Annotated in this window: 7 protein-coding genes; 2 read left to right on the top strand and 5 right to left on the bottom strand. The window is 65.0% G+C overall.

What is annotated here, in order from left to right:
* Positions 1-1,401, top strand: a 1,401-nt coding sequence (locus VS93_RS26865; RefSeq protein ID WP_236700447.1) for a hypothetical protein, incomplete at its 5' end; no start/stop codon positions are given.
* A gap of 11 nt (positions 1,402-1,412) precedes the next feature.
* Here the strand turns inward: VS93_RS26865 and VS93_RS09885 are convergent.
* The 5 genes from VS93_RS09885 to VS93_RS09860 form a co-directional block, all read right to left on the bottom strand.
* A complete protein-coding gene (locus VS93_RS09885; RefSeq protein ID WP_046469668.1) occupies positions 1,413-3,365 on the bottom strand; it encodes a tetratricopeptide repeat protein in 1,953 nt (650 codons plus the stop codon).
* 607 nt (positions 3,366-3,972) lie between these two features.
* On the bottom strand, positions 3,973-5,487 hold the full coding sequence (locus tag VS93_RS27920) for a relaxase domain-containing protein (RefSeq protein ID WP_236700448.1): 1,515 nt from the start codon (positions 5,485-5,487) through the stop codon (positions 3,973-3,975).
* A gap of 318 nt (positions 5,488-5,805) precedes the next feature.
* Positions 5,806-8,922 (bottom strand): type I restriction endonuclease subunit R, encoded by a 3,117-nt coding sequence (locus VS93_RS09870; RefSeq protein ID WP_046469665.1) that lies wholly within the window; start codon positions 8,920-8,922, stop codon positions 5,806-5,808.
* The gene (locus tag VS93_RS09865; protein WP_162231665.1) at positions 8,922-10,049 is read right to left on the bottom strand and encodes a restriction endonuclease subunit S; all 1,128 of its coding nucleotides are present in this window, start codon (positions 10,047-10,049) and stop codon (positions 8,922-8,924) included. Before VS93_RS09865 ends, VS93_RS09870 begins: the two co-directional genes overlap by 1 nt.
* Positions 10,050-10,177: 128 nt before the next feature.
* Positions 10,178-12,142 (bottom strand): type I restriction-modification system subunit M, encoded by a 1,965-nt coding sequence (locus VS93_RS09860; RefSeq protein WP_046469663.1) that lies wholly within the window; start codon positions 12,140-12,142, stop codon positions 10,178-10,180.
* Positions 12,143-12,357: 215 nt separating this feature from the next.
* Between VS93_RS09860 and VS93_RS09855 the strand changes: the two genes are divergently transcribed.
* Positions 12,358-12,597, top strand: coding sequence for a transposase (locus tag VS93_RS09855; protein WP_046469662.1), 240 nt, complete (start codon positions 12,358-12,360; stop codon positions 12,595-12,597).
* The last annotated feature ends 30 nt before the right edge of the window (positions 12,598-12,627 follow it).

Raw genomic sequence — 12,627 nt, 5'->3', positions numbered from 1 at the left:
GGACGGGACCGGGGAACGGGGAACCGGGGAACCGGGGAACCGGGGAACCGGGGAACCGGGGAACCGGGGAACCGGGGAACCGGGGAACCGGCCTTCGGGCTGTCCGAGAGCACTTTGAAGCACGACGGACGCGTGGTTCCGGCCGTTATCGCGCTCTCTCATTCCGAGCAGTTCGACCGGCTTGCCGAAGGCTGCCGCGACGCCCTTCCGCGTGCGTTCATCGCGGGCGATCCCTGCTATGACCGTCTTCTTGCCAGCCTTCCCCGCAGACTCAACTACCGCCGCGCCTTCCACCTGCGCCCCGACCAGCGCCTCATCACCGTCAACTCGACGTGGCGGGAAGATTCGCTCTTCGGGCTTGATCCCATGCTCCTCCCTCGCCTACTGGCCCAACTCCCCTACGACGAATTCCGGATCGCCCTGATCCTGCACCCCAATGTCTGGGCTTCCCACAGCAGGCTGCAGATCGAGTCCTGGCTCTTTGACGCGCTTCGCGCCGGGCTGATCCTCATCCATCCGCACGAGGGATGGCGGGCGGCGGTCATCGCCTCCGACTGGGTCCTTTCCGACCACGGATCCGTCAGCATGTACGCCGCCGCTGTGGGGCGTCCGGTCCTGCTGGAAAAGAGCGGCCGCTTCGCGATCGATCCCCGGTCCGGCCTGGGCCGGCTTTTCGACGTCGCGCCGGCCCTCGATCCGTTCGCCGCGATCAGACCGCAGTTGCGGCGGGCCGAAGAGCTCCGTGAACGCACGCACAGCATCGCCCGCACCTGGGTCAGCTCCGCTCCGGGCCGCTCTCTGCGCCTGATCCGGGACGCTGCCTACCGGCTCATCGGCGCCCCTGCGCCCGAAACCGAGCCCCCTCTGCTCGCGGTCCCCGCCCCGGAGATCGACGAAGCGTCACCGTCCTCGCTGTGGACGCACGTCCGGCCGGTCAACGGCGGGAATCCCGGCGAGCTGGCCGTTCACCGGGTGCCGGCAACGGTCGCCGATGCCCCGATGACCGAGCCTTCCCACAACGCGGTCCTGATCGTCTCCGACGAGGAACTCGACCACCGGCTGTCCGGGCTGGCCGACATCATCGGCGTCTGCGTCGCGGCGCTGCCCTCTGACGAGGAAACCTGGTCAACCGCCGTCTTCGAGCACCGCTACGGCGTCCAGCTCACGGTCGTCCACGACACGGGCAGCGCCCGGGTGCGCACTCGCGACGGCCGGGTGGCCTCGATCGTTCTCGACTCGATCACCCACCCCAGCGACGCCGAACTGGTGTTCGCCGTGCTCGCCGAACGGGTCCTCACCGGTGCGCACGCACTGGGTGACCTCGGGGCGTTGAGTCCTCTGAAGGTGCGTGTCTCATCGGAGCGCACGGTCCTGGCCCTATTCCGGGTCACCGTCTGCTGACACCGACCGTCTCAGCCGCCGCGGCCGAGCTTGGCGCGCACACGGTCGGCCGCCCCGGTGTTGCCGATCTGCGTGTAAAGGTCGTGCGCCGCCCTCCAGTACCGGGCGGACGTCTCTTCGCCGCCTCCCAGCCCCCTGAGGTCTCCGAGGGCTTCGAGGGCTTTTGCCTCCTGGTAGGGCCGCTTCGCCGCTCGGAAACGGGCCCGGGCCTCTTCGAACAGCGCCCGCGCCTGGTGCGGACGGTCGCCCGCCAGCAGTTCGCCCTGGCCCAACAGCACCTTTCCCTCGTTGGCGTGGTCGCGCTGCCCCTGCCCGGCGTGGTCGCGGAAGCCCTCCATGGCCGCGGCGAAGCACTCCAGCGCCTCTGCGCGGGCACCCAGAACGACGTGGGCGTCGGCCCGGTGCATGTGGTGCAGGGCGTGGCTTCGCGGGCGCTCGGGATCGAGGAACGGCCGCGACCTGTCGAAGTAGTCAAGGGCCTGCCGGGCCCGTCCACGCCGGCGCTCGGTGATGCCCAGCCACTCCAGCGCGGCGCCCACCCCCCTGGGCTCGCTGCCGGCTTCGGCCGCCTCGAGGGATCGCCGGAACCGCTCCTCGGCCTCGTCCAGGCGGCCCTGGCCGAGCAGCATCTCGCCCCATTGCGCCTGGACGCGCGCCTGGGCGTCGGCATCCTCGCAGGCCACCGCGTCCTGCTCGGCCCAGGCCAGGGCGGTGGCGCGCTCGTCGCTACGCCCGTTGGCGGTGAAAAAGGCGTTCGTGGCCTCGGCCATCTGCCACCGATACCCCGCAGCGGGGCGGCTTCCGTCCCATATCCGCTCGGAACGCTCCATGCAGGCCATGATCGCGTCCAGATTGTCGCTGACCCACTCCGTCGGCGTTGGAGGCTCACCGGGACGCCGCTCACGTCCGGAGTCGCGACGCAGCGCCGCGGCGAAGTCCGGGAGCGCGACCGGGGCTCGCTCGCCGTAAAGCCGGCTGAGCCGCCACCGCTGGGACAAGTGAGCGTCAGCCGCGATGGCGCCGTAGAGATAGTAATCGGCGATCCGCTCGCGGATCCGCGCGCGTTCACCGGGGCCAGTGACCCGCTGGGCCAGCATCGCGGCGTGCTCGTAGGTGAGATCCTCCATCACGCAGCGGCCGCGCCGGTCCTCCTTGACCAGGCCACGGCGCAGCAGCTCGCGCAGCGCCGCTTCACAGTGCGCGGCGGCTTCGGGAAACAACGCCGGGACCAGCCCAGGCTCGAAGTCGCGGGTCGGGTGCAGCCCGATGGCGCGGTAGACCTCGGCGGCCCGCGAACTGAGCTCGGCATAGGACACGTCGAACACCGAGGACGGACGCACCATGGCGTCTTCGTTCCCGTCTTCAAGCGCGACCAAGCGGCCGTGTTCGGCCATCCGGGACACGAGTTCACCGATCCGCAAGTCCGGCCGGTCATGGAGCAGACCGGCCGCGTGGCTCGCGACCAAGGGAAGCCCTGCGCACATCCGAACGAGTTCACCGAAAGCGCGGGGTTCCGCCGCGGTACGGTCCGCACCCAGAATCTCCACAAGCAGATCCGCCAGCGCGTCTTCCACCATCGGGCACAGGAGCAGCCTGCGCGGCCGTTCCTCGGCCAGTCCGGGCAGCGGGACCCGGCTCGTGGCGATGACCAGCAAGCCGGGAAGATTCGACAAGAAGGGCCGGACCTGGGCGGCCGACTGCACATCGTCCAACAGAACCACGGCAGGACGCTCCTCGACCAGGGAACGGAACAGCTCGATCTTCGCGGCGGTCGTCTCCAGCGCATGCCCCTCGGTCACGAATCCGGTCAGCGCGAAGTAGCGGTCGCATACCTCCTCGATGCCGCGACCGCGGCCGCCGCCGGAACCGCCGCCACACTCCATCGCGATCTGCGCATGGCCGAACCGGTGCCGGTTCTCATTGATCCAGGTGAGAACGAGCGTGGTCTTGCCGATCCCGGACACACCCGTGATGTTCCACAGACGCCCCCGCCCGCCCGGGCTTCCTCGGCCCAACCGTCCAGTTCGGCGAACTCCTCTGCGCGGTTCTGAAACACCGAGGTGACCGCAGGCAGCAGGCGGACTCCTCGACGCTGCTGCTGCCCCAGATCCACAGACCCATTGAGCGTGCCGATCTGAATCAGCGTTCCCGAAACCTCCCTATGGGAGGTGTTGTCGATTGCGCTCACGGCGCCCCATCCTGGCCCAGAATCCACTCCCCCACCAATCCCGCAGGTCACTCACCGGATGCACCCATGGCGGGCAACACCGCACCCGGCCAGACCCTGCTCGCTGGGCGCGGCATCGCCAGCCCAAGGACAGGAGCCGACACAGAGACCGCCACCGCACCATGTCGAACCGGACGGCCACCGCCGGCCCCCCGGCGCCAACTCCCACCGTTACTCCAGACCCACCAGCCACAGCACGCAAGCGGCACGCTTTGACCGCAAGGAGCGCTGAGGCGCTCGCGCGGCAGATGAACCACGAAGATCCACATGACCGGCGAGCAAGGCCGCAACTACTGATCGCCGGACAGCGCGGCCAGCGACACACCACAGAGCGGGCTATGGCACTACGGCCGATGGAGGGCGAAGCGACCGCTGTTGCTCAGGTGTGCCGCTCCGACAGCAGGAAGCTTCACGATCCGGTCGTCGTCCAAAGCAGCGCCAACAAGGCACTCCAGCTCCTTCCGGCCTCGCACGCCTTCTCGCAGTAGAGCGGCGGCCGACGTCAGGACCTGAGCGCGGGTGACGTGAGCGCGGTCGGCGACGGGGCCGCGACGCGGATCCCACAACTGGTCGGCCAGCCGCGCCGGGGTGTCGCCGTCGCCCTCGGAATGTCGGCCCACCACTGAGGCGACCACAGCTTCCGGATCAATGCCGTGATGGGTGGCCAACTGAGCCCAAGCGTGGCCTTCACGGAAGGGATTGGGCAATGCCGGCCGGGCGGTGCTATAGCCGATCCGGGTGCGCTCCCGCACGCCTGCCCCACGTGGGGCTACAGCAGCGATCTGTCGACTGCGCTGGGAGAAGATGTCGCGCACCTGTTGACCGACCCCCACGATCTCCCAGTCAGGGGTGTGGAGCCCGGGCTCCCACGCAACGCCGAGGCGAGCTGTCAGCCGTGAGCGCACGCAAGCTTTGAAGAGCTCGCTCAGGGCGGTGACGTGATTGTAGATGTCCTTTCCGCCGGCGGCGACGGTACGCCACTTCCCGTCGGCGCAGCGAGCCATATTGGCCACCATCAGATGAATGCGCAGATGAGGGTCGCCAGCGGTGGCTCCGGGTACCGGGTGAGCGGTGCGATACAGCGCCATCGTGGCCAGCATCCCGCTGGTGGATACTCGGGTGGCGCATCGTCCCGCTCCGTGGTGGCCAGCCAACCCGTAGACGCACCAGCTTTGCATGGCTTCGGCAGCCGCACGTCCAGCCGCCAGAAATTCCTCCTCCACTGCCCGCGCCACGTGGGGGGACTCACACAGCAGACCCAGGGCATACAGCAGGGAAACCGATTTGGGCGAGGTCAGGTCCAATACGTAACCGCGGTTGCCGACACGTACCCGGCAGCGTTCATGGGCACGCGCTATAGCGAGTTCAGATTCGTCGTAGACGTCGTCGAGGCACAATCCCACCTCCCGGACCAGGCGCTCCAGGTCCGTGATGGGAGCCCGATGGCTACCGTCACGGCTGAATCCGCCCACCAGCCGCTCATGGCGTCGACGGGACCAAGTGTCTTCGAACAGCTCGTATAGATGGGTGCCTCGGCCCTCAGCGACCTCGGCCAGCACCTCGAGCAACGGACCAGCGGCCAGAGTCGAGCGGGGGTCGGCGGCTTGTTTGGGCATCACCAGTACCGCACCGCTTAGCGGGGAGCGTCCCGCCATGACGGCGCGCACGCGTTCGAGATCGAGTCCTGAGATTAGCGGTGCGCCCGAGGCGATTCCGAACTCGGCCCACCCTGCCCCGACATGCTCCAACGGACGCTGTCCTCGATAGTCGATGCTGGCCGCACCGCTGCCCCTGGGAGTGAGGGGGAGACGCTGGTTTACTGATTGTGCGTCAGGACCCAACTTGCCCGCCCAACCCATCACTGCCTCCGTGCTCATTCCGATGCTCTACGTCGATCGTGTGCTATCGAAATGCGGATTCGCAGGCGTTTCGCAATAGAGCAACATGCCCGATTAGCCACGGCGGGCTCGGTATGGCTCACGCGCAGATGACACTTACGTCGAGGAGGATCCGTTTTCGCTCCATCAGTGAGCGTCGCTCACCAGTCTTCCCCTCTGTTGCTGTTTCGGGACCGAATGGAACGCCGTGGCTGTCAACGAGGCCCGCGCCCACCCAGTTGCCTGCGAGTTTTTCGCCGAACAGCCACCTCAGCGTTCGCTTGGAGAAGCTCGGTGAGTTCATCCGTTGGCGTGTAGGTTTTCGTGTACCAGTTCGCCGAGCAGCTTTACCATCGCTGCCTTGACATGGTCGTCGGTGAGGAAGTGGTCGGCCATCTTGGTGTGGCTGGTCTGGTTTCCCAGTACCGCTTCGGTGACGGCGTCGGTGAGGTCTGGTGATTCGACGAACTGCTTCTTGGAGTTGGCGTTTGCCTGGGTGACGACGGTCTGATCGTCCATCAGGACGGTGACGATGCCTTCGACCCAGCTCTGCTGCTCGGCCTGGGTGAAGTCCTCACCGGCGAACAGCTCGTTGACCTTCGCCAGTACCTCGTGCAGGCGCACCATCCGCGGATCCCGGGCCGCCCCCGACCCGGGGGCGGTGGCCGGTTTCATCGGTTCTGCTTGCCCTGTCTCCAGGTTGAGGGCCTGCTCGGTTGCCCGGGTCTGCTTGATATGGGTGAGTTCGACGGCGGAGAAGTCGATGGCCTCCGCACCGTCTCGGCCGGTCAACCGGCGGGCGAGCAGCCGCAGGAAGAGGCTGCGTTTCTCCAGGTCGGTGTCTTCGTAGTTGATGATCTGGGACAGGAAGTCATAGAGCCGGATGAAGGAACCGACGTCCTTGCGGAACATGTCGAGTTCCTCGACGGCTGTCTTGTCCCCATCGGTGACCGCGGTCATGTAGCGGTTGTTGAACCGTTGGGCGGCGGACTTCAGCGGCGCGGTCATCGCACCGTGCTGGTCCGCGAGGTAGGCGGCGGTAAAGGCGTCGACTTCGGCGTCGGTGTAGATCCCGGCGCTGTCGAGCTTGGTCTGCAGGTCGTGGACCAGGTCGGGGTCGGTGGTGTCGGCGAGGCTGGCGTCGCGGTAGTAGGTTTGGAACGACTTCAGGATCTCGTCTGGGTTGTTGACGAAGTCCAGGACGTAGGTGGTGTCCTTGCCGGCCGCCGGGTAGGTGCGGTTGAGCCGCGACAGGGTCTGTACGGCGGTGACCCCGGAGAGGCGCTTGTCGACGTACATGGCGCACAGCAGCGGTTCGTCGAACCCGGTCTGGAACTTGTTGGCCACCAGCATGATCTGGAACTCGTCGCCGGCGAACGCGATCGGCAGTGACCGGCCGCGCAGGCCGGGGTTGAGGTTGGTCTCGGTGTAGGGCGGCTCGACGTTCGCGAAGGTGACGCCGTTGACCTCGATGGAGCCGGAGAACGCCACGAGGGTCGCCAGGTCGGTGTAGCCGCGCTTGGTGATGTAGGCGTCGATGGCTTCCTTGTAGCGGACCGCGTGCTCGCGTGAGGCTGTGACCACCATGGCCTTGGCGTGCCCGTCGAGCAGGTGTCGCACGTTGGCGCGGTAGTGCTCGACGATGATCTGCACCTTCTGGGCGATGTTCGTCGGGTGCAGCGACACCCAGCGCATCAGCCCCTTGGTGGCCTCAGCCTCATCGACCAGCTGTGTCCCCGAGAGGTCCGACTGGTCGGGAATCGCGGCTTTGGTGGTCTCGGCGATCTGGAATGCGGTGTCGTAGGTGGTGTAGTTCTTCAGCACATCGAGGATGTAGCCCTCTTCGATGGCCTGCTGCATCGAGTACACGTGGAAGGGGGCCGGTGTGCCGTCCGCGCCGGGGCGGCCGAACAGTTCGAGTGTCTTGGGCTTCGGGGTCGCGGTGAAGGCGAACCACGACAGGTTCGGCGACTCCGCACGCTCGGCCATCTCCGCGGCAAGGATCGCTTCGGTGTCGATCTCCCCACCATCAGCCAGATCGGCCTGCTCTTCGGTGGTGAGTACCGCGCGGAGTTTGCGACTGGCGCGGCCGGCCTGTGAGGAGTGGGCCTCGTCGGCGAGGATCGCGAACTTCTTGCCCGCGAGCCCTTTGTTCTTCCGGATCACCTCCAGCGCGAAGGGGAAGGTCTGCACCGTCACGATCACGATGAGCTTGCCCGCCAGAAGCTGCTGGGCGAGAAGGTTGGACTTGGAGCCGGTGCCGGCGTTACGGACCTCTTCGGGGCTGATGACCGCGACGGTGCCCTCAACGCCTTCGATCTGCTTGATCGCCTTCTGTAACTGGTCGTCGAGCACGGTGCGGTCGGTGACCACGAGGACGGTGTCGAACACCTTCTCGTTGGCCTCATCGTGCAAGGTGGCCAGCCCGTGCGCGGCCCAGGAAATCGAGTTCGTCTTGCCGGAGCCGGCCGAGTGCATCGCCAGGTACCGGTGCCCGGGGCCTTCTTGTCTGACGGTGTCGAGCAGACGGGTGACCAGCTCCCACTGGTGGAAGCGCGGGAACAAAAGAGTGGTCTTCTTCTGCGCTTCCCCGGTGATCGGATCGACCTCGGTCTTGGTCTCGACATGCAGCAGCTTGCCGACGATGTGCAGCCACGCGTCCCGGTCCAGGATCTGTTCCCACAGGTAGGATGATGCAGCCCCGTGCGGATTGACCGGGTTACCGGCCTTACCGTCGTTGCCGGTATTGAACGGCAGAAAGTGGGTGTCCTTCCCGGCCAGCCTGGTGGCCAGCGCGACCTCGTCGTTGGAGACCGCGAAGTGCACCAGACACCGGTTCGCAAACCCCAGCAGCGGCTCACCCTTCGGGTCCCGCTGGGTGCGGTACTGGGCGATGGCGTCGTCGATCGACTGGGTGTTCTCGGTCTTGAGCTCCAGCGTCGCGACCGGGAGCCCGTTAATGAACAGCACCAGGTCGATGCTGCCGGTGTGCTTGGTCGAGTAGTAGACCTGCCGCATCACTCGCACCCGCACCGCCTGATACCGGTTCAGGGCACCCTGGTTGAGGGTGGTCGCGGGCTTGAACTCACACATCAAGAACCGGGCGGGCGTCTTCTTAAAACCCTTGCGGAGAACATTGAGGGTGCCTCCGCCCGAGTCGAGCGGCTGGTCGAGCGTCTTCACCAGCCGATCGAGCAACTGTTCCTTCGCCTTGGCCTGCTCTGCCGCGCTCATCGTGGGCTTGACGACCTTCGCCCACTGCTCGGGCTGGGTCTCCTGCAACCACGCAAACACGTCCGCGGGAAACAACGCTCGCTGCTTGTCGTAACCCTCACTGGTGGGCGAGTAAAGCCACCCGTGGGAGGCGAGATGCTCGCAGATCTCAGTCTCGAACGCCTGCTCATGTTCGGCGACCATTAAGCAGCTCCCTGGTCGACCTGGTCTCGTACGTCAATCTGCCCCGTCACCGCGGCCGTGATCAGCGTGGCACGGCGTTCCTTCGAGAGCTCGATGAACCGTTCCGTCTCCCCAATAAGGGTGTCGATCTTGGTGGTCTCTTCGTCAAGGTGGTCCACGATGCGGCGTTGCTCGTCAAGAGGAGCAAGTGGCACGGTCAAGCCGCAAATATCATCGAGGGCCAACTGGACTTTCGTGCCCCCGGCTGCGCCTTCCTTCAGTTGATGCTGTCCCGATGTTGTCAGCATTGAGTAGCCGATGAAATACGCATCGACAAGTGACTGCTTCAGGCGACATAACGCCACGTGCTGACTCACGTACGCGCCGACCCAGTCACCTTCCACGACCGCAACTGAGCCAAGGTACGCTGTGATTGAGAAAAGCATGTCCCGCTCCCGTACGCGGGTCCGCGCACCCTCAGTCACGTGATCTGGGATGTCAACGAGCTGGACGTCCCCCCGCAACTGAAGTGTTGTCCGTGGCAGATTGCCGATACGAACAAAGCGCTCGCCGTAGTCCGAGTAGTAGTCACCCCAGCCACGTGATCCGCTGGTTAGGAACTCGATTTCCCTACGCAGCTGTATCGTTGGCCAAGGCGCATTTTCGAACGCGCGGTCAATCACCGCCTGGCGACGCTCTTGCAGTATCTCAATCAGCCGTTCCTGCTCCTCGATAAGCGTGTCGATCTTGGCGGTCTCGCGGTCGAGGTAGTCGGCGATGGCGTGCTGCTCTTCCAGCGAAGGCAACAGCACAGGTAGAACGCGATATAGATCGTTATCGATCTCCGCTTGCCCGACACGTACGCCACGAGACAGGAGCGCATAGCCGTTTGCGTATACCGACGAACGAAAGAGCCAGTTCAGGTATCGATGATCTTGGTCGTGCTTCGGCGCAAAGCAAAGATAGTGGCCGGAGACGATTCCTCTCAGTGGCGAGATTCCCACCGATCCCTGCCAAGCTTTCATACGATTTGTGACGAGCCATCCAGGGTGGACGAGTTGATAGATGTTCCGGTTCTCGGCAGTTTGGTTGATGTTCTCCCGAGACTCCTTGGCAACCACGCCGTACTCGCGGAACACGGAGAGCATCCGTTCCTCAGGGTGGCATGTGTCTTTGACGCGGCGAAACATCGACCAAAGCGGCTTCGTCGACCAACTTGCCGGGATAGGGCCGAGCCACTCTGCCCCAGAGTGCACATACGCTGCGTACCGGCGTTTCACTCTTCTACCTCCCGCAGCAGATCGAGGATTTTCGTGACCTGCTTCTCTAGGTCGGCGTCGATTTCCTCGAGAGGTCGGGGTGGCACATACTTATAGAAGTGGCGGGTGAATGGGATCTCGTAACCGACCTTTGTCTTCGACTCATCCATCCACGCATCAGGGACGTGTGGCAGTACCTCCGTTTTGAGGTACTTCTTGATCACCTCGTCGCGCCCGTCCGCTCCAGCCGTGGATCCCCCGTAGGTGAAGGGCACATTCTCGGTGTCGCGCAGGCTCGAGTCCGGCTCAGCCTTGCCCTTGTGGTCCAGGCACGGGTCCGCGGTTTCGTCCCGCTCCGACAGCGCCGTCCACAGCGCCTTCAACTGTGGCGCCGAAAGCTTCACCCCTTCTTCCACCAGTGCGGATTTCAGCACAGCGAGGAACTCGTCTCGGTTCTGGTACAGATGCCCCCCCACCCCGGTGAGGACCTTCCTTAGGGTGTCGAGGTCGGCCTTTGCGAGCTTCTTGTCGACCAACGCCCGATCGATGCGTTCCAGGGTGCACGCGAAGTTCAGTCGGAGCGGTCGCTCGACGGTGATGGTCCAGTATCCGAATGTGTCGGTGGTGAAAATCTTCGAGTAGTCGCTGTCGGTGAAGGCGTCGTACTCGGCAAGGATCTTGTCTCGGTCTGCCACAGAGAGTTCGCGGGATTTGGCGCCGAGGTTCTTGCGCATCTTGGTGAAGAAGCCGGATCCGTCGATGAGCTGAATCTTGCCGACCCGTGCGCTCGGCTTGGTGTTGTCGAGGATCCAGACGTAGGTGGCGATGTCGGTGTTGTAGAACATGTTGGTCGGCAGCGCGACGATTGCGTCGACTAGGTCGTTCTCCAGCAGCCAGCGTCGGATCTCCGACGGTCCGGACTTCGCTCCTCCGTTGAACAATGGGGAGCCGTTGAGGACGATGCCGGCGCGCCCGCCCCCGTCCTGGACCGGGCGCATCTTGGAGGCGAGGTGCTGCAGGAACAGCATCTGCCCGTCACCGACCGACGGGAGGCCGCCCGGGAATCGGGACGCTGTTCCACGGGTGGCCCGCTCGTTCTTGACCGCCTCTTCGGAGGAATGCCAATCCACGCCGTAGGGCGGGTTGGACAGGCAGTAGTCGAACTGTGTGCTGGCGAACAGGTCCTCAGCCAGAGTGTCCCCGAGCCGAATGTTGGTTGAGTCCTGGCCCTTGGCGATCATGTCGGACTTGCAGATCGCATACGACTGGTCGTTGATCTCCTGCCCATACAGCCGCAGCCGGGCGTTGGGGTTGCGGGACAGCAGGTGTTCTTCGGCCACCGAGAGCATGCCGCCGGTGCCGGCGGTGGGGTCGTAGACGGTGCGCACGATGCCGCGCTCGCTGAGTGCGTCGCCATCCTCGGCGAAGAGCAGGTCGACCATCAGCCGGATCGCATCCCGTGGGGTGAAGTGCTCACCAGCGGTCTCGTTGGAGGCTTCAGCGAACTTGCGGATGAGCTCCTCGAACAGATCACCCATCTCAGCGTTGGAGATCGTCTCCGGGTGCAGGTCAACCTCGGCGAACTTCGTCACCACGAGCAGCAGGCGGTTCTTCTCCGCCATCGCCGCGATCTCGTTGTCGAACTTGAACCGTTCGAACACGTCGACGTTGCTGGAGAAGCTGGCGATGTACTCGGACAGGTTGGTGGCCAGTCCGTCGGGGTCGCCGACGAGCTTGGCGAGCGACCACGGGGAGGTGTTGTAGAAGTTCAGCCCGAGTTCCCTCTTCACCCGGACCTTCAGTAGCTCGTCGTTGGGCGTCGACGCGGCCAACTCGCGGACCCGGTCGCGGGTCGGCTCAAGGATGCAGTCCAAGCGCCGCAAGATCGTCATCGGCAGGATGACACTGCCGTACTGGTGCGGCTTGTACACGCCACGGAGCTGGTCAGCGATCGACCACACGAAGTTGCCAAGACTGCTCACACGCTCTCTCACTTCCTATCGCCGCGGCCAGGGTTGGGGGCTGGCTGGGGGCCTCTCTTGGTATCTACCACCCTTTCAGGGCGCGACGGTCCTGAACGGAGTGAGACCGTCCAGCACTGCTGCATGATGAGGCTGTGCGGCGTAGTCTGCCCGCGCCGACCGACAATCTGAGCCTTCTAAGGTCGTCCGCTGGGAGGAGGACAGCATACTTCTGGATGTTCGTGTCGATTCGGGAGCTTGCCGGGGCGACCCAGGGGCTGGGGATCCATCGCGAGGCCCTGCGCAACTGGGCCCGCCAAGTTGAGGCCGAGGCCGGTGAGTGCGACGACCGGTTGAACACCACCGAGCCCGAGAAACTGCGCCGGTTGCGCGAGGAGAACGCCGAACTCAAGCGAGCCAACGACATCCTCAAGGCGGCGAGGGTGGACTCAACGGTCAGCGCAACGCCACACTAAACACACCCTGTCCGTGGAAACGAATCAAGA

The organism is Allosalinactinospora lopnorensis (assembly GCF_000981225.1).
GTDB lineage: Bacteria > Actinomycetota > Actinomycetes > Streptosporangiales > Streptosporangiaceae > Allosalinactinospora > Allosalinactinospora lopnorensis.
Note: the sequence above shows the minus strand (reverse complement) of the source record. Positions and strands in the feature narration are given on the sequence as shown.

Coding starts and splice junctions, on each gene's coding strand:
- VS93_RS27920 (WP_236700448.1), bottom strand. CDS start 5,487: ATGGGTTGGGCGGGCAAGTTGGGTCCTGACGCACAATCAGTAAACCAG.
- VS93_RS09870 (WP_046469665.1), bottom strand. CDS start 8,922: ATGGTCGCCGAACATGAGCAGGCGTTCGAGACTGAGATCTGCGAGCAT.
- VS93_RS09865 (WP_162231665.1), bottom strand. CDS start 10,049: ATGCTCTCCGTGTTCCGCGAGTACGGCGTGGTTGCCAAGGAGTCTCGG.
- VS93_RS09855 (WP_046469662.1), top strand. CDS start 12,358: ATGTTCGTGTCGATTCGGGAGCTTGCCGGGGCGACCCAGGGGCTGGGG.